This window comes from Photorhabdus sp. S10-54 (genome assembly GCF_963878145.1).
In the GTDB taxonomy this organism is placed as follows: Bacteria; Pseudomonadota; Gammaproteobacteria; order Enterobacterales; family Enterobacteriaceae; genus Photorhabdus; species Photorhabdus kayaii.
In genome coordinates this window covers 65,222-86,790 of sequence record NZ_CAWNXG010000014.1, presented here as the reverse complement: position 1 = coordinate 86,790, position 21,569 = coordinate 65,222, and the positions used below count along the sequence as shown (strand labels likewise).

At 42.0% G+C, this 21,569-nt stretch carries 13 protein-coding genes and 1 pseudogene; 12 read left to right on the top strand and 2 right to left on the bottom strand.

Annotated features, from left to right (window positions below; translation table 11 throughout):
* Positions 1-42: 42 nt before the first annotated feature.
* Together fghA and AACQ83_RS10280 are read left to right on the top strand one after the other, a co-directional pair.
* Entirely contained in the window at positions 43-891 is an 849-nt protein-coding gene (fghA, locus tag AACQ83_RS10285; RefSeq protein ID WP_112877455.1) for an S-formylglutathione hydrolase, read from the top strand.
* Between the two features lie 883 nt (positions 892-1,774).
* Positions 1,775-2,104, top strand: a complete 330-nt coding sequence (locus tag AACQ83_RS10280) for a hypothetical protein (protein WP_112877453.1) — start codon at positions 1,775-1,777, stop codon at positions 2,102-2,104.
* 15 nt (positions 2,105-2,119) lie between these two features.
* Here the strand turns inward: AACQ83_RS10280 and AACQ83_RS10275 are convergent.
* Positions 2,120-3,096 (bottom strand): annotated as a pseudogene (locus AACQ83_RS10275) (transposase).
* A gap of 309 nt (positions 3,097-3,405) precedes the next feature.
* Between AACQ83_RS10275 and AACQ83_RS10270 the strand changes: the two are divergent.
* The 10 genes from AACQ83_RS10270 to AACQ83_RS10225 all read left to right on the top strand — a co-directional run bounded on the left by AACQ83_RS10270 (position 3,406) and on the right by AACQ83_RS10225 (position 15,319).
* Complete coding sequence (locus tag AACQ83_RS10270) at positions 3,406-4,839, top strand: carotenoid oxygenase family protein (RefSeq protein WP_158537766.1); 1,434 nt, start codon at positions 3,406-3,408, stop codon at positions 4,837-4,839.
* 114 nt (positions 4,840-4,953) lie between these two features.
* Positions 4,954-5,856 carry a polyprenyl synthetase family protein gene (locus AACQ83_RS10265; RefSeq protein WP_112877449.1) on the top strand — a complete coding sequence of 301 codons (903 nt, stop codon included), beginning with the start codon at positions 4,954-4,956 and terminating at the stop codon, positions 5,854-5,856.
* Between the two features lie 20 nt (positions 5,857-5,876).
* Positions 5,877-6,908, top strand: a complete 1,032-nt coding sequence (gene fni, locus AACQ83_RS10260; RefSeq protein ID WP_112877447.1) for a type 2 isopentenyl-diphosphate Delta-isomerase — start codon at positions 5,877-5,879, stop codon at positions 6,906-6,908.
* A 113-nt stretch (positions 6,909-7,021) separates the two neighbouring features.
* On the top strand, positions 7,022-8,197 hold the full coding sequence (crtY, locus tag AACQ83_RS10255; protein WP_112877445.1) for a lycopene beta-cyclase CrtY: 1,176 nt from the start codon (positions 7,022-7,024) through the stop codon (positions 8,195-8,197).
* Positions 8,190-9,671 (top strand): phytoene desaturase, encoded by a 1,482-nt coding sequence (locus tag AACQ83_RS10250; protein WP_112877443.1) that lies wholly within the window; start codon positions 8,190-8,192, stop codon positions 9,669-9,671. The genes crtY and AACQ83_RS10250 overlap by 8 nt, the downstream gene beginning before the upstream one ends.
* A complete protein-coding gene (gene crtB / locus AACQ83_RS10245) occupies positions 9,668-10,594 on the top strand; it encodes a 15-cis-phytoene synthase CrtB (protein ID WP_112877441.1) in 927 nt (308 codons plus the stop codon). The genes AACQ83_RS10250 and crtB overlap by 4 nt, the downstream gene beginning before the upstream one ends.
* Positions 10,595-11,547: 953 nt before the next feature.
* The gene (locus AACQ83_RS10240; protein WP_049582946.1) at positions 11,548-11,808 is read left to right on the top strand and encodes a hypothetical protein; all 261 of its coding nucleotides are present in this window, start codon (positions 11,548-11,550) and stop codon (positions 11,806-11,808) included.
* Positions 11,809-12,016: 208 nt separating this feature from the next.
* A complete protein-coding gene (locus AACQ83_RS10235; RefSeq protein WP_049582947.1) occupies positions 12,017-13,048 on the top strand; it encodes an ABC-three component system protein in 1,032 nt (343 codons plus the stop codon).
* Positions 13,041-13,517 (top strand): ABC-three component system middle component 2, encoded by a 477-nt coding sequence (locus tag AACQ83_RS10230; RefSeq protein ID WP_049582948.1) that lies wholly within the window; start codon positions 13,041-13,043, stop codon positions 13,515-13,517. The genes AACQ83_RS10235 and AACQ83_RS10230 overlap by 8 nt, the downstream gene beginning before the upstream one ends.
* Positions 13,514-15,319, top strand: a complete 1,806-nt coding sequence (locus AACQ83_RS10225) for a hypothetical protein (RefSeq protein ID WP_049582949.1) — start codon at positions 13,514-13,516, stop codon at positions 15,317-15,319. Before AACQ83_RS10230 ends, AACQ83_RS10225 begins: the two co-directional genes overlap by 4 nt.
* 428 nt (positions 15,320-15,747) lie before the next feature.
* On the opposite strand, the gene AACQ83_RS10220 is transcribed toward AACQ83_RS10225, so the two are convergent.
* Entirely contained in the window at positions 15,748-21,516 is a 5,769-nt protein-coding gene (locus AACQ83_RS10220) for an ATP-binding protein (RefSeq protein ID WP_112877439.1), read from the bottom strand.
* Positions 21,517-21,569 lie beyond the last annotated feature (53 nt).

The window sequence follows — 21,569 nt, the reverse complement described above, 5'->3', positions numbered from 1 at the left end:
GTGAAATGAGTGAACCTGTATGTTTTACAGAGAGGAAAAAGAATGGAGAGAATTGAACGCCACGCTTGTTTTGGGGGATGGCAAGATGTTTATCAGCATGAATCGGCCGTACTTGGCTGCACCATGAATTTTGCAGTCTACCTTCCTCCTCAGGCTGAACATCAGAAATTACCGGTGCTGTATTGGCTCTCAGGCCTAACATGTAATGAGCAGAATTTCATCACTAAAGCGGGAGCTCAACGCTACGCTGCCGAACAGGGTATTATCCTTGTCGCCCCAGATACCAGCCCTCGTGGTGAGAAAGTTGCAGATGATGACGCTTATGATTTAGGTCAGGGCGCCGGTTTTTACCTCAACGCAACACAAGAACCTTGGGCACCGCACTATCGCATGTATGATTATGTGGTGTCAGAGCTACCAGTACTGATCGAAACACACTTCCCGGTAACAGCCGCTCGGGCCATTAGTGGTCACTCTATGGGCGGTCATGGCGCACTGATGATCGCGCTACGCAATCCAGATCGTTACCACAGCGTATCGGCCTTTTCACCGATTATTGCTCCTTTTCAAGTTCCTTGGGGAGAAAAAGCTTTTCGCGCTTATCTGGGTGAAGATCGTGACATATGGAAAGCCTATGATACAGTCGAGCTGTTGGCTAATAACGCCGAGCCATTGCATATGTTAATTGACATCGGTACCGATGATCCGTTTCTTGAAGAACAGCTACGTCCTGAACTGCTAAAAGATGTATGCGAAGACACTGGGCATTCCTACACACTGAACCTACGCACTGGTTATGATCATAGTTACTATTTTGTCACCAGTTTTATCGGCGAACATATCGCATATCATGCCAAGGTATTGAAGGGAACTTGTTCTGATAATCAATAAATTAGATACGAGTCCATTAATATTTTTACAATAAAGGGCGCCCAAAAACCAATATGCCAGTGATTATTTAGTCAATTTAATACGAGTTCAGACAAAAAGTTCCACACTAGGGGCATTAAGAAATTTTTTACCATATTTACCTTGGGTCAATCCTGTAGAGTAGGCCGCTGGTTTGAAGTGAGTTCTCCAGCGGCATCCCATCCCCCCTGCAACAACTTTATGAAGAGTTACTTGAACAGCTTAAAAGGGCAGAAGATATTTAGGAAACAGACTTTTCATCGGTAACAAAATGGAAAATAAGGTTCGTTATGAAAAACTGAATAATCGCCCATGCTAGATATTGGAATACAAAACACCTAATGAATTATTTTTAAATTAAAAAATTATCTTATAATTTTAGATAAAGTCATTTGCACTTATTATGTGAATCTACCAGAGATAAATTATTATCATAAACTAATTAGATAATCGATTGAGGAAAAATCAGGATACCAAAAAATTTAATGAATTATTAAATCAATACGAAATTGTTTACTCACAGTGTAATTATATCGAAATTACTATGATAAACCATCGAATATGATAAATTGAATTATTACTAATTAAAACAATAAAGCCGTTATTATATAAAACAAATATCTCATTGTATTATAAAGAAAATAGTAACCAGATTAAATATCTAACGAAAGGAAATTATTTATTATTGGTACTTATCAAGATAATTTTTGCTTTTTCATAGAATACATATGATAATTATTTTTATAGCAATTTTAATGTGTTATTTATTTTACTCGTTAAGATTTATTTTTATTTAACACACCTTAGATGACTTATATAGTTGAATAACTAAATGTTATTAGTTTTTTCTCAAAAGGAGACTGTGATGACATTGCAAGAAATTGGCAAGATGAGTCTTAAAAATTCAGGCGGATTTGTTGCTAGAATCCAATTTAGTTATATGGATGGCGACGGTGAAAAACATTTAAGTAAGCAAGGTAATGATATTACTCTTGGATTAACAGATACTGTTGATCCGGGCGATCTTGGGGTTCCTGATGGATCAACAGTTTTTATGCATGTGTTTGTAGTATGGGGAAATGATAATGAAGCCCGTAAAGCTTTTTTATACAAAAAAGGAAGCCAAGTGCTTGCCAGCTACGATATCAGTGGTACGACATTAAGCAATGATCTTGGCTTGATTGATGTCTCGTAATACATATACAGGATCTTAAGAATTAAGCCTTTCAAAGCATGCATCTAATGTCTTGTCTTTACACGATTTTCTCTGTGGTGTTTTGAACGCGTTTTGGCATAAATATATTTGCGCCTTTTCCAGCCAAAAACACGTTTCCGACCACGCCCTTTGGAGCAGGTTTTCTATTATTGGCCTAAGCCAGCTCTCTGTATTTTGGGCTGCTTTAAGCAATGAGACCGCAGGGAATAATCGTCTTGCCAGCAAGCGCCTGAGCAACAAAGCCAGTAAGCTGAGCCAGATAAGCCCCGTGGCTAACGTTTCTTTCCGTGTGGTAAACCCGCGCCAATTGGTATGCGATTTGAGTTCTTTGAACAACAGTTCTATTTGCCAGCTTGCCAGCGGCAACGATAAATATCCATGATGTCACTGGCTGTAAACTCTTCCACAGGCAAATTAGTCAGCCACACGCAGAAGCGTTTTTCTTCGGCAAACCACCGACGAATAAGGCGAAACTCATAGCCATTACGCCGACAAATCAGATCCAACACCTTGACCGGAGACTGGGTGAACAGGGACAGCGTCAGATGACATTCCACGGCAGCGGCAGTGGTCTTGAACCGACAAGGGAAAACGTCAGCCAGTGCCGGATGAACTTTGAATGAACTGCCATCCTGTAAAATAACATTTTGAAATTTTGTCAGTTTTTTGGGCACAGCGACAGGCTTTTCTACCCATTGTGCCATGGCAAATCTCACCAATATTTTGACAAATTCGATGAAGGCGGCTTTACAGAGTTGATTATAAAAAGGGCGATAACTGACCTGTTGTTTTTTATCGGGGCACAGGCCATTAAATTTTTGATGTAATTGGGCAATCGACGTCACGTTACCCGTGCTAAGCGCGGCAATAAGGCTGAGGATCAACACGCGAGGCTCGATATTTCTCACGCGCTGAATAAACCCACACTGGAAGGCAATTTTTTGCAAAGAAACGTCACTAAAGAATTGCATTAACTGATGTTTTATAGCGATAATTGTCACAGGTTTCATCCTTGATTTTGATATGAGTTTGGCGACGATTATCAGATCATAAATGAAGCCTTTTTGCTATCTAAAATATACGGTTACTGCTTAAGATCCTGTATATGAGTTAGTGGCAGAATTCTTTTTTGTGATTTCAGTTATAAAAATCCATTTGAAAAAAAATAGTTCTGTTCACCTTCAGCACAGTACTGTTATTTTAGTATTATTGTATCTTCTTGTAGAGCTTCTGTATTAAATCATTACCTATTATTCAGTTGGAAATATAGAGGTGAAGGCTTGAGCAATTTTGTATTCTCGAAAAACCATCTGAATCCCTTTCAATCTCAGTTGGAGGAACTTGATTCAAAATTAGTTCCTATTGAGGGAGATGTTCCTTCAAAGTTAAAAGGTACTTTCTTTAGAATTGGTCCCGGTCGCCTGCACAGGGGAAACGAATATTATAATCATCCATTTGATGGGGATGGGATGATATTTAAAGTAACGTTCAGTGATAATGGGGTATTCTATAGAAACAGACATGTGTTAACAAAGGAATACTTAAGAGAAGAAGAAGCTCAAAGATTACTGTATCGCTCAGTTGGAACCGTCCCCAAAAAACTAAAACTCAGGATGAGATTTTTTATTATTAAAAATCCGGCAAATACAAATATTGTGTATCATTCTCATAAACTTCTGGCGTTGTGGGAAGGAGGGATGCCACATTTAATTAATCCGGTAACTCTTGAAACAATCTCAAAATATGACTTTTCTGGAAAGCTAAGAGCACGATTTTCTTTCCTCCCCAAACTTAACCTTCGTGAAGTACCCTTTACAGCACATCCTAAAAAAATACCAGATAATGATAATTTATATGGATTTGGTGTGACATATGGTATTGGATCTAAGTTGACGCTATACAAAATAGACAATACCGGTGACATGACTGTTATATGCAACATTCCGCTTAAGAAAAGGTACTTAATTCACGACTTCATAGTGACAAAAAATTACTTTTTATTTTTTTTAGGTGGGCCGCATATAAATCTTAAGTTGAGGAACGTAATTGGCAATGAAAGCATACTTGCATCTATGAATTCACGTGAAAATGAAGATGGCAGGGTTCTTTTAGTTTCCAGAGAATGCCATGATGCGAAATTCTATGATGCAGCTCCTGGATTTATTTTTCATTTCACAAATGGCTATGAAGATGCCGATGGGAATGTGATTTTTGATGCCTCATTTTGGCGGTCATTCCCAGTATTTACACAGAATATATTTAAAAATAATAGTTCAGAACTTTGTCGTTTTACTTTATGCACTGCATCCGGGAATGTCGATAAAGAAATTTTATTCAGGGGGAATACTGATTTTCCAGCCATAAACCCTACAGTTTGTGGTAGAAAGCACAGATATGCCTGGTTCGTTTGCTGGGGGGATTCTGAAAGTGAAGAGAAATCAATAACTAAATTTGATTTTTTTGACAAGAGTGTAATAAGCCACAGTTTTGATAATGATTTGCCTGAAGAACCTGTTTTTGTAGCCAAAAAGGGTTCTGTTAAAGAAGATGATGGTTGGCTTATTTTTAAGGTTTATGTCGAAAAATTGCACTGTACAGATGTCGTGGTTTTAAATGCTGATGATCTCTCAATGGTGTGCAGATTGCGTTTGCCGCACCATATTCCAATGGGAATGCATCACTGCTGGATAAATGAAGTTATGCTGGAAGCCTAAAGCCTAAAGCCTAAAGCCTAAAGCCTAAAGCCTAAAGCCTGTAGTAGTAATATAAACTTATCATTGTTTTTCAAATAGTTTAGTGAAATTATTTACGTGATTCGGGAAATATTTATGAACGTTAGTACTGCACGAGTTATGAATTACGAAGAGACATTACTGGAGTTACAGAGTGCACTACAACAGCACCTAGAACTGGTACTTCCTTCAGGAGCCCCGGATGACAAAGTCTGCGCAGCCATGCGAGAAAGTACACTAGTGTCTGGAAAACGTATCCGCCCCCTCTTATTATTGCTCATAGTCCTGGATCTTGGAGAAAACCCCTGGAAGACTGACTTTCTACAGCTGGCATCTGCAATTGAAATAGTACATGCAGCCTCATTAATTCTAGACGATCTTCCCTGTATGGATAATGCTGAGCATCGGCGCGGACGCCCAGCTATTCATCGGCAGTATGGTGAAAGTGTAGCGATCCTGGCGGCTGTAGCCTTGCTGAGCCGGGCTTTTGGTCTCATTGTAGAAACAAATCTTTCTGAATACGATAAATCTGCTTCTGTCGCCATACTTTCTCATGCAGTTGGTTTAAACGGTCTTGTCCAGGGGCAGTTTCGCGATCTGAACAATACATTATGTACAGGTAATTATCACACCATTGCGGCCACCAACGATTTAAAAACCGGTTTGCTTTTCGACGCAACATTTCAGTTAGCGGCAATTGCTGTGAATGCACCTGATATAACTCGTCAGGCATTACGTCATGTATCACAACATTTGGGGCAGGCATTTCAATTACTGGATGACTTGAGCGATGATCTAAATAATACAGGGAAAGATATGTCTCAGGATAAGGAAAAGTTAACAATGGTTACACTGCTCGGAAAATCTAAAGTGCATGAGCATTTACGCAGGCACATCAGATACATTGATAAATATTTGGCGGTAGCGTGTCGCAGAAATTTAGCCTCACGATATTTTATACGATATTGGTTTGATAAAAATATTGCGATGTTTAATTAATTTCAACCTTGGCCAAAAAAATGAAAAAGATCGATCACACTCAACGTAAAAATGAGCATCTGGATATTATATTCCATTCTCCTCAAACTGAGACCCAAGTAAAAACAGGGTTTGCTGAGTGGCGATTTCAGCATTGTGCTCTGCCAGAATTGGATCTGGACAGAATAGATCTTAAGTGTTCCCTCTTTGGAAAAATTTTGCAGGCACCATTGCTCATAAGCTCGATGACTGGAGGGGTTCATCGTGCTCATGCGATTAATCACCATCTTGCAGAAGCAGCTCAAATATTGGGAATTTCAATGGGGGTCGGGTCGCAACGTGTTGCTCTTGAAAATGAAGCAAACGATGGGCTTAGTCGCTCACTACGTCAGATAGCTCCTGATATTCTCCTTTTCGCTAATTTAGGGGCAGCCCAAATTCGTGGCGAACACGGGTTTAATTATGCTCTGCGAGCAGTACAGATGATTGAAGCCGATGCTCTAATTATCCATCTGAATCCGCTACAGGAGGCGCTGCAACAGGGGGGAGATCGTAACTGGCGCCATATTCTATATGCTATTGAACAACTCGTAACAAAACTTGGGGTTCCCATAATTGTTAAAGAAGTAGGTTCAGGTTTATCGCTGCCTGTCGCGCACCAATTGGCAGAAGCTGGAGTCAGTATGCTGGATATAGCCGGAGCTGGAGGAACCAGTTGGGCAGCGATTGAAGCAGAACGAGCATCCACACCGTATCACCGCGCATTGGCTATGGCATTTGCTGACTGGGGGATCCCAACCACGACAGCACTGCGTGAAATACGCGAGGCACTTCCAAATATGCCACTGATCGCCTCTGGTGGTATCAGAAATGGTGTTGATGCTGCCAAAGCTTATTGCATGGGGGCACAATTGGTCGGCCAAGCCGCTGCCGTCATACATAGTGCAGCCCTCTCCACAGATGCAGTTATAGAACATTTCCAATTAATTATTGAGCAGATAAAAGTCGCCTGCTTTTGCACAGGAAGCACTGATATTGCTGCGCTGCGTACAGCTGTTCTGCTACCAACATGAGCTTTTCCGCTATGATTGCATATCTTTAATCTCTTTCAACAAACACAAATTTCCGTGATGTATATGACTCTTGATGAGGTTAGTAACTTTGTGATTGCCGGAGGATCAACAAAATGATGTACGACTGGGATCTGATTTTGGTGGGGGGAGGATTGGCTAACGGACTGATCGCGATGCGTCTCCAGCAGTGTAAACCACATCTCCGAGTGTTGATGATTGAAAACACAGAAACAATAGGAGGCAATCACACGTGGTCATTTCATCAACATGATCTTACTGAGGCGGAACATGGGTGGATAGCACCGCTGATCACCTATCGCTGGTCAGGTTACGACGTAATTTTTCCAGCATTTCAGCGCACATTGCCACATTCATATTTCAGTGTCACATCCCAACACTTTGCAAACATACTCCAAGCATATTTGGACGAGCGTATACAGACTCGTTTATTAGTAAAGGAGCTAACTCCACAGAAGGTTTACTTACAGGACGGTTCGGTTCTAAGTGCAGGCGCAGTCATTGATGGGAGAGGCTGGCGACCAGGACCATTTATGGGGAGTGGTACCCAGGCATTTTTTGGTCAGGAATGGGAACTGGAAGAATCGCACTCTTTAACCCGCCCGATTTTAATGGATACCAGTGTGGGACAGAATACAGGTTATCGATTTATCTATGTCCTACCGTTTTCCTCAACTCGTCTGCTGATAGAGGATACTCATTACGTCGATCGGGAACCACCGGATAAGACCTTGTCACAGGCAACTATCGCAGAGTACGCGAAGAGGCATGGTTGGAAACTGGGTAAACTAGTTCGAGAAGAGAGTGGTTGTCTCCCGATTACACTTACGGGGGATTTTACCTCTTTCTGGGCACAACTAGCAGGCCAGCCCACCAGTGGATTACGTGCAGCTTTGTTTCACCCCACAACAGGCTACTCTCTGCCACACGCTGTTCGGTTGGCAGATCGTATTGTTACTCTGCCAGAGCTTACCGATACCTCCTTATTCATTACCCTCAGGGATTACGCACGGCAGCAGTGGCAAAACCAGCGCTTTTTCCGTCTTCTAAATCGCATGCTCTTCCTCGCTGGGGATCCACAACAACGTTGGAAAGTGATGCAACGTTTTTATCAACTTTCCCCAGATCTGATTGCACGTTTTTATGCAGAGCAACTTAATTTCGTCGATAAGGCCCGGATTCTCATAGGTAAACCGCCGGTGCCGATAAAGGGTGCCCTAAAGGCAATGTTTAAACAACACAAGAAGCTTCAGGGTTTTTATCATGATTAAAGCGCTGGTAATTGGTGCTGGTTTTGGTGGGCTGGCGCTGGCAATAAGGCTCCAGTCTGCGGGAATTCCGACATGTATTTTGGAACAACGGGATAAACCAGGTGGACGCGCTTATTTTTATAAGGAACAGGGGTTCACCTTTGATGCTGGCCCCACCGTAATCACCGCTCCCAATGTCATTGAAGAATTGTTCACACAGGCTGGTAAACGTATGGCTGATTACGTCGATTTACTTCCCGTACGCCCTTTTTATCGGCTCTGTTGGGAGTCGGGCAAGATGTTTGATTACGACAATGATCAGCAACATCTGGAAACACAAATCCATACGTTCAATCCAGGTGATGTTAACGGGTATCGACGCTTTCTGGACTATTCTCGGAAGACCTTTGATGAAGGCTACCTGAAACTTGGAACAGTGCCCTTCCTCTCTTTTCGCGACATGCTGAGTGCAGCTCCACAGTTGGTACGTCTACACGCATGGCGTAGTGTTTATCGCCAGGTGGCACACTATATCAAGGATGAGAGTCTGCGCCAGGCATTTTCATTTCACTCGCTACTGATAGGAGGTAACCCCTTTGCTGTATCTTCTATCTATACTTTGATCCACGCACTGGAACGAGAATGGGGAGTCTGGTTTCCGCGTGGAGGAACCAGCGCCTTGGTCGAGGCAATGGTGAAATTGTTTACTGACATTGGTGGAAAAATTGAGCTTAATGCAAAAGTAAAACGCCTCACCACTCATGGTAATCGGGTCACAGGCGTACAATTGACTGATGGACGAAATATGACATGTGACGTTGTGGCCTCAAATGCCGATGTTATTCATACCTATAAACATCTGTTGGGTCAGCATCCGGTCGGAATGGCCCGCGCCCGAACACTGGTACGTAAACGAATGAGCAACTCACTGTTCGTGCTTTATTTTGGTCTGAACCACCACCATGCCCAATTAGCCCATCATACCGTTTGCTTTGGTCCACGCTATAAGGAACTCATCGAAGATATTTTTTATCATGACCGACTGGCGGAGGATTTTTCGCTCTATCTCCATGCCCCCTGTGTTACTGACCCATCCCTTGCTCCCCCAGGGTGCGCAAGTTACTACGTTCTGGCCCCTGTACCACACCTGGGGACAGCTAATCTTAACTGGGATATCGAGGGGCCACGCCTGCGTGACCGTATTTTTGCGTATCTGGAAAAATACTATATGCCCGGTCTACTCAAGCAGTTAGTCGTTCATCGTATCTTCACCCCATTTGATTTTCGTGACCAGCTAAATGCCCATCTAGGTTCGGCCTTCTCCTTTGAACCGTTGCTGACACAAAGCGCCTGGTTCCGACCACACAATCGGGACAGCCGTATTGATAATCTGTACCTTGTCGGCGCAGGAACGCATCCTGGAGCGGGTATTCCCGGCGTAATTGGATCAGCAAAAACCACAGCCACATTGATGTTAGAGAATATAGCCAGATGAATCCCGCGCTACTTAAACACGTTACTCAGATAATGGAACAAGGCTCAAAAAGTTTTGCCAGTGTCACCCGACTTTTCGATACGGCAACACAGCACAACACAATGATGCTGTACGCCTGGTGCCGTTATTGTGATGATATAATCGACGGGCAAGAGTTGGGGAGACAAATAAGCAATGTTGATAAGTATGACGCCCACGAGAAACTTCAAATGCTGCAATACTTGACGAGGCAGGCTTATGACGGCTTGCCGATGACCGAGCCTGCTTTTGCAGCCTTTCAGATAGTTGCTCTGAGTAATGAAATCCCTCAGCAACAGGCCTTCGAACATCTGGAGGGATTCGCGATGGATGTACGCGGTGACCCTTGCAGAACGTTAGATGATACTCTGAGATATTGTTACCATGTCGCGGGAGTGGTTGGGCTGATGATGGCAAAGGTGATGGGGGTTCGCGAGGCGAGTGTGCTGGATCGGGCCTGCGATCTAGGAATTGCTTTTCAGTTAACTAACATTGCTCGGGATATTATTGAGGACGCGAAGACCGGGCGTTGCTACCTTCCGCTAGAATGGCTTTACCAAGAAGGGCTAATGCCGGACACAATTATTTATACCGAAAACCATCCTGCGCTAGCTCGGGTGGCATCCCGATTGATTGTGGAAGCGGAGTCTTATTATACCTCTGCTCTGACAGGGCTTGCTGGTTTACCTTTGCGTTCAGCCTGGGTCATAGCTTCTGCTCATGGTATCTATCGTAAAATCGGCATTAAAGTACAGCAAGCAGAAGCACAAGCCTGGAAGTGCAGACAAAAAACTAATCGTAGAGAGAAAGTTACCTTATTAATGGCCGGTGCAATGCAGGCGCTTATGTCTCGGGTGGCAATCATAACGCCACGCGATCCCAAACTGTGGCTGCGGCCTCATTAAAAATTAACACCCTTTGTTGTGTAGCACCCTGCATTTCGTCACCTAAACAGAGATGTTAACTATGAATGTCAATAATGGGTTAAAAATGGGCCTTCCACATTTTGAATGTAAGTGTCCAGCAAGCAACCGTCTCCCATGTCTGAACTCTTGTCGATAGCGTAGACGTCAACCTGTTGCAGAAGAGCATATGTTTAGGTAAAACAAGAGTGGCTGGCGCAAAGTAGGTTATTTCCCCGCAACCAGCCTTTTCCTGACATGCCACACATTCTTCCCTCTTTCGAGGTTCAAACCCATTACTGGATAAGGATTAGTCAGGCTTGTAATAGGTGCTCCAACAGCCTATGATTATCACATCTAAACATGATAACCAATTGTTTTACAAAGAAAAGTGTCGAACTTAGAACGGCAGTTCACATAAAGTATGCAAAAAGCCATTCAATCTATTAAAAGTATTGGTTTTTATTGTAACAAAAGCCAAACTTGTTAAGTTAATCCCAAATATTGTCAACGATTTGGGCAAGAACTATGGAGGTGTTAGCCGCTAAGCGTAAAGATAGCATCTTGACACTTTCAGCGACAGCACCTAATCAACAAAACGCCGACCGGATCTTGGAATACCCAGTTGGTCATGCTTATCTCCTGTGATTATGGAGGAGTACCTTGAGAGATAGCCTCCCGAGGGTAAGGTATTGCTGTTTGGGGCCAGCTACCGCTATAGCCAGCGAGCGCTGACAATGAGTAAAGAGTATGACAGGCGCCGAAAAGGGTAAAACTCTGTAATTGCCCTTTTGAGGTGCAAAAGAAAAAGTTGACCACTACAGTTCTCCTGAGCGAGGGATAGGATGAGAAGTATGATGATTCACTTGTGAGTGGGTTAAACTATCCAAACATAAGGATCTAGGAAAAACTTTCACATGTGAAAGTTTTTCGGCTCAACCCAAAAGGTGCAAAAGATGGGCAGAAAACTAGAAGATATTATTGCAGATCAACCTCAAAATCTCGTTGATTCTGCTAAGGAAATAGCTTCAAAACAGCTAATCCATATCCATTTAATCCAGTTACTAGAACATATCGGGACTGATGCAGGTTGCCACATTGATAACTGCACAATCGATAGCTTACAGCGATTAAAGCAGCTTGTTGAATCAGGTGGAGGAAAACTTCGCCTTCATGTTGACCTACCAGACGGCTCACATCACGGTTTTAAGCTGTGACCTGAATACTCAAGAGTACCACTTTAAAACAAGAAACTTGGGAAGCTACTTCTTTTCTCGGACTTCAATTCTAGTTGTACTTAGGAGCAGTAATGCGTGCTATAGCCCAACCAAGTAATCTCAGGCTTCCAAATCTTTCGTAACTATTCACATTGAGCATTTTTTGTTTTAGTCTCAATTCGTTATTAGCGCTTATAGATGGAAACTAATGAGCACACCTGTTTATCACCCTGGACCAGAGCAGCCGACACCGGAACAACGACTACTTTTATTCAATGATGAGAAGTGGGAGATGTTTATAGAACAGTGCGCTAGACAGTTGCAAGTAGAGGGAAAATATACTCATGTGCATCGACTTGGTGGTGCGGGTGATAAAGGCAGAGACGTGTGCGGCTATTTACATCCATTGCCTGAGGAGTCTACTTGGGACCTATATCAGGGGAAATACTATGCAGGAACGCTATCTCCAAGCGCTTTTGCACCTGATCTTGCAAAATTCTTATGGTACGTCTTCTCGGAGGAGTACACGCGCCCTTTAAATTACTATATATGTGCACTCAAAGTAGGCCCCTCACTGCTTGATTACACGCTAAATCCTGAAAGGTTTAAAGCTTGGATGCTTAAGGAATGGAAAGATAAGTCCGGAAATTTCGTAACATTTAAAAAAGAGCTCACACCAGAATTAAATAAATTTATCCAAAACTTCCCTTTTGAGGTTATCAAGGTCAAGCCTTCAGCTGATCTGTTAGAAATACACTCTCGATCATGCAAGCACTGGGAGATGTTTGGCGTGTTACCCGCGCGACAGCCCGATCCAATTATGCCAGAAAATCCTGACACCAATGAGCATCAATTCGTCAAAGCACTTCTTGATGTTTATCAGGAGTTAGATCAAATTGAACTCTCCCATCTGACTGACATTCCTAAAAAATATCAAAAACATTTTAAAGCACAGCGAATGCTTTTTTACAGCGCGGAAGGTCTTAACCGTTTTAGCAGAGACAAGCTTCCAGGAGCATTTGATGATTTGAAGAATCAAGTCGAGGTAGGGATAGGTAGCTCCTTAAATTATCCCCATGCAAATGGCCTCACAAGACTAAAAGAAGTTTTAGATACTGCAAACGTATTACAGGTAACCGCTAACCCTTTAAGTGGACGATTACAAGCAGGCGACCTCGGAGGAACCTGCCATCATCTTGCGAATCAGGGTAGAGTAAAATGGGTGGATGAAGATGAGTGATGTATTTAATACTCCATTTGAGCTTGGACTCAGAATGGTTCATTTGTTGATGGCTCTTTATCCTAGAAAAGTTGATTTACAACGCCTAGTTTATTTCGATTATGCCGCTATCTACTCGGCAGATCTAAACGGTCCAGAAAGCCTACATACGCCAGTCCCCCTGCGAGGTGGAGAATATGCCAGCAGGAGAGAGATAATTGAAGCAGGGTTATATTTGATGGCGCAACGCTCATTCATTGATGTCCAGGCTGATAATGGTGGTATTAGTTTCCAGCTTGGTGAGAATGGTCCAGCCTTAGTTGGTCTGATTGGTGGAGAATACTCGCGAGAATTATACAAGCGCTGTGAATGGGTAGCTTCTGCGCTAGGTGATATGGATGAAAAAAATCTCGAAAAAGTATTTGGAATGCGCGGTACCTTATGGGGAGCAGAGTTCCTTCCGGCAACAAACACAGGAACTGCTCTATGACAATTAGTATTCATGAACTGGTGGTGACTGGGCCGGGTAAAGTTCCAGCAAAACTTACACTAAATGGAAAATCCCATTTAGTTTTTGGTCCCACTGATACCGGGAAATCGTACATTGTCGAGTGTTTTAGATACTGCTTTGGTGGAGGTCAAAAGCCTAAAGGTGTTGGCTTCTCGGATGGATATACTCGGGCAGCCGTTCAAATTTCACTCTCCAATGGCGACTGTTTCACATTATTTCGAGACCTACTTAATGGTGAAGAAGCTGTGTATGAGGGCTTTCATGAGAATCCTCCTCAAAGTGAGATTGCACTTGAAAAAAATATAAGTGAGCTGCTTCAGACATGGTGTGGGGCTGCGGGAGTAAAGATACTGACTAAGTCAGGAAAGCTTGGCAATTTGACGGCCGGGGATCTTCGTCGCGTTAGCATATTTGATGAGATTGAAACATTGGACAATGTTTCATTTGAAGGTAAAGATACCAATCTAAAAACTCGAAATAAGTCTGCCCTAGCTATGATCCTAAGCGGTTCAGATGATTCCGAAATGGTTCTTCCTGCATCAACAAACGATCGGAATATTGCAAAAGGACATACAGAGGCAATTAATGAACAGATCAACAGCTTACTTGCAGACATACCTGATGGCCTATCACTGAAAGATGCTCAGGAAAGTTTACTTAAAGTGACAGCTGAGATTGAGATCATCAACCGTCATATAAGAAGTCATGCCTCCGAACTTGCAGAGCTTAGAAATACCCGCTTGATAATTGATAAAGAAAGGCGACAACTATCTCAAGAGTTAGCGGCATTAAAAGAGGCAGAAAATAGATTCCAGTTGCTTGATAAAAAATATGTAAGCGATCAACAACGACTGCAAGCTATATCTACAGCCGCTTCAATCGCTGATAGTTTTGAAATTCGACCATGTCCTCTTTGCTATACAGATATCCAACACCAGTTACGTCACAAAGATCAAGATACTCAAACACCTATGCTTCGCTTGGCTGCACATGCTGAGAATGAAAAAATCTCAGGATTACGTGAAGGATTGAAGGAGGCTTTAAATGATGTTCTCATTAGCCTTGATGAAATATCTAACGCACTGAAAAAAAATGCGAGAGAAGCTCTAGAGAATGAGCAAAAGCAAGAAGCACTTCTATCGCCACAAAGTATCAATATAAAGTACGGCTTAGAGACTCTTTCCGATCGTAAAGTAACACTGTCCATGGCGGTTGCTGATTTATTAAGGGTGGAAAACCTTAAGATTCGATTGGCTGAGATGAAAGAAAAAAGTAAGCGAAAAAAGCAAACTGTTAACAGGGATATGTCAGAAAGTTCGACTGTGTTATGCAAAAGAGTAAAAGCACTATTAGATACTTGGGGAGTCCCTAGCGTGGATTCTGTTTATTTTGATGATAGCATTTCTGACATTGATATTAATCAGCGTAAGCGTACATCTTATGGAAAAGGAAAGAGAGGTATTTTTCTAACAGCTTATATGGTTGCATTAATGGAGAGAGCTACTGTGAACGGACATCCGCATCTGGGTTTTACCATTATTGACTCTCCAGTGGTGACGTATAAAGATCCCAAGCATGGAACTAACAGTGACGGTGAAGAACTTCTTGATGAAAGTGTTAAAGACCGCTTTTATACTTGGTTAGCGAACCGCACCGAACCGGGACAAATTCTCATTTTAGAGAATGAAGAGCCGAATTTAGAGACCTTAAATACATTGAATTTTACTGAATTTGTTGGTCCCAAAGGTGTCCCTGGCCGGTTAGGTTTTTTCCCCGTATAACAAATGAACCCTGCTAAAAAATTTAATAACCCCCAACAATTAGAGAACATGTCCAAAGTTTGAGAAGACATCATTGCAGAGCAACCTCAAGATATCGTCGACTCTGCCTAGGCTATTGCGTCAAAGCAGTTTGTTAGAACAGGTGGAGGCAAACTCCACCTTTCTGATGACCTACCATGCGGCTCACATGTACTAGCTCGCATCAGGGTTTTAAGCTGTGACTCTATAACTTTCACATGTGAAAGTTAATACTTCTCTAGTTTAAGCACCAGTCAAGCTGGCGTTGCTTCCTAAATCCGACAAAGTGTACAGATCTGGTTATCACCTGACTTCGGCCAAGGCTTCGACAACTTTGCCGATATAGCAGTGCAAACTCAGCATAGGGCTAAAGAGTTACTTACTCTATGATGCGATGTGAGTCATATAAATCAACATATAAAAAACTCAATCTCTTGTTCATTAAATTCCCTAAAGTTATCTCCAGCTGTAAGCAGAATGGCTTTACATAAGTAACAGCTCTTATGCTCTGTTTCACTTGAGCTATGCCATTCTTCAATTCTTTCCTTGCTTACTGCGGTATAAGAGCCACAAAAAGAACGAATCCCTCTGGGATGAATAGGTTGCCAATAGTTGTACCAGAACGATGAAAAACCAACTTTAGAACCATCGACAGAGTAAATAAACAAACCATCGGAAGATGAACCGACAATCTTTTTACCATCAATGGTACATTTGGGAATGTAGAACCCTCGTGATTCGAGATCGGAGTGCCAGTGTCCATATCTCATAAATGGATACGAAGTGCCAGCCATTGTAGGAGCTTTGGGCATCTGACTATCACCAAACTCATAAGACAGCTCCTTATCCAAAAGATTACCAACGGCCAAACAACCGGAACGCTCTTTTACCTGCATGTCAGGCGTCAGCTCAATTTCAGTGCTCACCTTTACAACAGTCAGATCAATCCAGTTATTGTCATCAATCTTTATGGGTAATGAAAATGCTAAAAGGTCATTACTGTCATCTGTTTGTGTAAAGTTGGCTAATCCTTCTTTAACATAGCTGATTAAATTAGCTTCATTCGGGGAATTATTACCATTCCAAACCGGTAACCATTTAGGTTTTTGAGGGCGAAGCTCCATATACGCAGGTTCGATAGGTAGTGCTGGTATGGATAAATATTTCGCGTAAGAATCCGGCATGCCGTAAAATTCTTTGGCTAGGTCTATTGTCCTAAGATATGCAGAACGGCCTCGATGACTTGCTTGCGTATAGAATTGCCCAGTAGATCTTTGCCTATCGCTGCTAAAAAAGTAATCAATGGTTGTTGCTGTTGATGGTTGATATTCGAATGTATTGTTCCACTCAGTTTGATAATGATCTGTAAAGGGTAAACGGGTTCTTTTTGTTTCTTTTTTCAGCCAAGAATAGTACACACGAGGAACATGGCTGCCCTGATAATACTCGAATCTATTATTGTCATGACCCAAAATAATAAAAGGAGAAAATGGATAAGCATACTCCCCGAATTCTACTGAGGTCGATAGCAATTCCGATAGTATTAGATCTGACAGTACGGACCTTGCCCTTATGTAGTGCCCCAGATCATTTGGGCAGACATAACCCTTAGACTTCGCAATAAAAAATACACACAATACTTCTACACACTCAGACTCTTGCTTCCTACCTGCTAAGTCTTCCTTTAATAATTCTTCAACTCTTGGATGCTGAGCTATTAAAAGTAGTGAAAGCTGATCTACTACCCACAACTTTACAGAGGGTATAGGCAGCTTAAGCCTTGAAACTAACGTCTTGAGCATTGCTTCCTCGAGAGAGTCATCTTGACGCCAATCCCAGACCGGTCTTGCAAGTTGAAGATTGCGGACGCTTTCTTCTAAGCTTGTAACCATCTCTAACGTGAGCTTAAGCGCCTCATCTTTCCTGCCACCATGAGAAAGCAAAAAAACCAGCTTATCATTCGGAATAATTAAGTTGCCAAACTTATCTTTCCAATTATCCGGTTGTGATGTTGTTAATTTAATAAATTCGTCAATTTTTTTAGGGTATTGCTCTGCAACCATCTTAAGCCGATTGAGGCTATTTTCTGAACGCTCATACCAATCAGACCACCCTCCCATTGCCTTGTGAGCCGCAACCAAAAGATCAAAGGCTTTCGTTTTACCGTCTAATTTTTTAACACTGAAAAAAAGAAGATCTAACAAGTATCGTTTATCATCAAAACGATCAATAAACTTCGACACCTGTGGAATTAGCAGTTGTAATAAATCAGGTTCCTTACCTTGGGTACACCAATATGTGTACCAGGTTTTCCAAAATTCACTGGTACTATATTTTTCTTTGAGCAATACAGTCAGTTCTTCGAACTTTTCAGGCGGATAATCCGATGGCTGCAACGAAATTTTTTCATCAAGTTCATTAGCTGACGGTTGCTTTTCTTCAACCATATTTTGAACATTAATATCAAGAAGGTTCTCTATTTCATCGGCAATACAAATGGCATGAGGTTCTCCTTTCTCAATCTTTTCTCTGAGCACTTGGTAGCAGCTAGAGTGCAAACCTGTAAGATATAAATATTTTGTAATCGGCGAAGCAAAATCACACCTTTTAAGCAACCTAGAAATTGTCTCTTCAGCATAATACCATTCGCCATCGCTGAGCTCCTGCTCATAAACTGAAGCAGCTGTTTGCGGGTTTAATTTTGCTAATAATGAAGATATTGAATGCTTAGAGTGCCTAGTTTCATCCCCATCAGTAAAGTCGGATATATTGAAAACTATCGGTGATATTCGTTCTAATATTTCCAAGGCAGAACTTGGATCAGATTCAGAAAGGTATTCCACAGCTTTCAATACATCAAAGATGGTGGGGTCTTTGTGATGTCCGTAACCAAGCACAAAGTCCCATGTCTTTCTCAAACATTTTTCAAAAAGAGCTAATTTATCATGTTGAAATGCTATTTGAGCTAGCTCAAGATAAGCATTAGAATTTTCAATTGTTTGCTCTAACTCATTTAATTGTCGATTATCTTCAAGCTCGATAAGTAGCTCAGCGGCATCATCGTCTAATAACTTAAGACCTGCGTCCTTATACCATAGCCTTAGCCAGTCAACTCTAAATAAACCATCGTTAACTGTTTGCTTTAGTTCATCACGCGAAATTTCAGATTTGGTTGTTATCAGGTGACAATCGGCTGCAATTTCAATCCAATCACGCTTTAAAGCTATGTCGGCTCTCCGTGTTTCCCATTGGATCTCATCTAATATTGGAACACGCGGAAACATCGCACAAACTACGTCAAAGTTCAGTGTATTTCCTGCGATAAGTTCATTTGCGACTAAATCTGCCAACTCATTGAGTAAATCATAATGAGCTGACACATTCGCTCTATCTGAGGTTGCACTTACTGGTAACCAAGAATAGTCACCTTCTGCATTTAACCTGACACAAAGTGAAGAAAAAAACCAGCAATGGTAGCTGCCCGCAGCTTCAACTTTGAAGGCTTTCGACGACTGACCATGAAAATAATGAGTCTCAATATTGGTGAAGATTTTCTTAGAAAAAATATCTATGAACTGAGATAGCTGCTGCGAGGAAAAAGAGCCATATTCTGGCCTATAGGCAATATCAGCCCCCTCTACTATGCTTAATCTAATTGCATCAAGTTCGATTTGACCAATATGATTTGAATCAGGGGGCAAGCACTGCCGTGCCCTAAAGAGCAGGCCAAGTTCTTTTTTTGTGCGGCATGCACGTCTAAAGCTAGCCACATATCCATCAGGCCAATTAGAGAATTTTCCTTCTTCAAAAATCGCATCACAGTTAAGACTGTCAGTTAATACTCCTGCTTTTATCAATGCAGTTGCTTCAGCTTCATTATCTTGAGAGTGTCGTGAAGACAAGAGTTTGGTTTTAGCCCGATATCGATCAATTGCCTTCTGCGATAATAGCTCTGCTTGAGCAACCGCCCCTCTATACCATAATGCAATTGCCAATATAGATAACTTGGTTGGTGAATACTCGTTTTGTCCTGAGATTATTTCGTTCAGAGACTGCTCATCAGCGATCAGTAGCGAGAGCATCTCCAAGTTAGTGGAGTCCCATGTCTGAAATTCAGGGCCATTGATAAGCCTAGTTTTTAGAGCTCTATGTCGATATGCCTCCGCATAATCAAGCGCCTGGAAAGCATAAGTTTCAGCCTCAGATAACAGTCGAATACATGATCTAACAGGCATGCCAATTATAAGCCTATCAAGCACCCAATCTCGAGTAACCCCCTGTCGCAACTTGGAAGAGTCGCCACCTCGAGCCAAACTAGACCAAAGCCAATTATCTTTGAGATGTGTTGGGGCGCTAGAACTAAGCCATTCACATACAGGTGGTAACAACGCATTTATTCGCTCTTGGTGCTCTTCCTTATTTCGAACAAATACAACTAGGCTTTCGTGGAAAGGTCTTACGCCACAAATTCCCTCCGAGAGCATATGTGCAACCGCATCTACACTCGGTGCATATTCATGATTGTCTTTTACAACGGCACCAATCGCCTGTCTCGGCCACGCAAACTGAAAGCCACTGCATAGGTGAAGAACATCTTTTTGTCTATAGTTAAGGTTACGCCAAAGCTCAGAATAGTAAGTAGTAATATTGCCATCGGAGCACGGAGGAAGCTTCTCAATTTGCCAAGAAGAAAGTGCTAATCCATGATGAGACAGATACTCAGATGAGTAAATTACATGCAGAGGGTAGCCATTTGTTATTTCTAATAAAGCGCCAGCACTGTTCTGAATCTCTTCATCAACTTGATTTTCATGACAGTTTAAGAACAATCGACCAGATTCAATATGAAGTTTTAAAAATTCGTATATCGAATTTCCAGACATCTCAGGCAACCAATGCCATTCATTCTTAGGAGAGTAAGTAAGCAATGTGTAAGGAAGCAATTCATCATCAACTGGTTGCGTTCCGACAAGTACCACTAAGTTGTCTGTTGTAGGAAGCAATTGCCTGAAGGTTTCATCCAATGGATTTTTATTTTTAGCATTATCTCGCCAAACATGATCCAGCCCATCAATCAATACAACAAATGGTTTTCCCTTACCTTTGTAGTAATTTGCGCAGGTTAACAATGCATCACGCAAATTTTCCGGTTGGGATGTACTAGCATTTGACTCTTTATGAAAGCTATCGATTTGATGTAACAGAGATTCAGCAACAACCCTTGGGCTTAGCCTGTCTTCAGTTGTGTCTCCCAACGACAAGAAATAGTGGTGACGTATTAACGGAACCTCCTGATCTTCCAGTTCTTGGCATAAAAACGATAGATACGTACTTTTTCCAACACCAGGCTTGCCCGTTAGAGTTATGACTTCACCATTGGAGCGGTTAATTTGAGCAAGTAACTCATTGTGAAAGTCTGAGTCGGGGAGGCAGTAGTCATCAGGCACAGAGAATATTTCAGGTATAGGCTCTGGTCTTTTGGGTGATAAGACTTCTCTAACATGATGAAGATAAATCCAACCATGCTCTGGTGGATTATCCTTAAACATTGCCCATTCACGTGCTCTTGCTACAAGCCGTTCGACGCCTGTATCGTCGGAAAATTTCAGAAGCTCAGCTCGAAGACTACGTTTTATCGCAAGATAGTCACCATCACTATGCTGGACAGTCAATTTCGAAAAAAGAAAAATGGCAGCTTCTTTATTTCCTAGTTGGCGAGTAATCTCAAGCTGTGAGTCATCATCAATTTGACTAAAGTCTACTTTCGAACCGTGCAGGCAGGACTCCATCGACCTGTCCGGCCGTTTGTTGGTCAAAAGAATAACATCCCCGAGTTTTTCAGCAGGCACAACACTAATAGCATCATAGAGCTTTTTAAGAATGGAACGAGACCTAGCTGTTTTGCCTGAGATCTTCAACAGCCAATCCCACGTAAGGCGGTTTTCATCCTTCTCTGGGGAGGGGGTGAATTTTACTTGCCAATAATCTCTAACACCATCTGGTCGCTCACAGACAACATCATCTATTCCTTCAGGCGTTTCATTACTATCCGTATCGGCTTCAAATGCCACCCTGACATACTTAGTCGGACTATGAAGCCATTCAGCAAGTAGTTTTACTCCTTGCAAAGTCTGATAATCATAGCCTGTATAGATAATCGCAGAATTTTTAACTTTCATAAGACTCGAAAACACTCCTTATTCAATAAATCATCCTCTCCACCCCAAAAGTA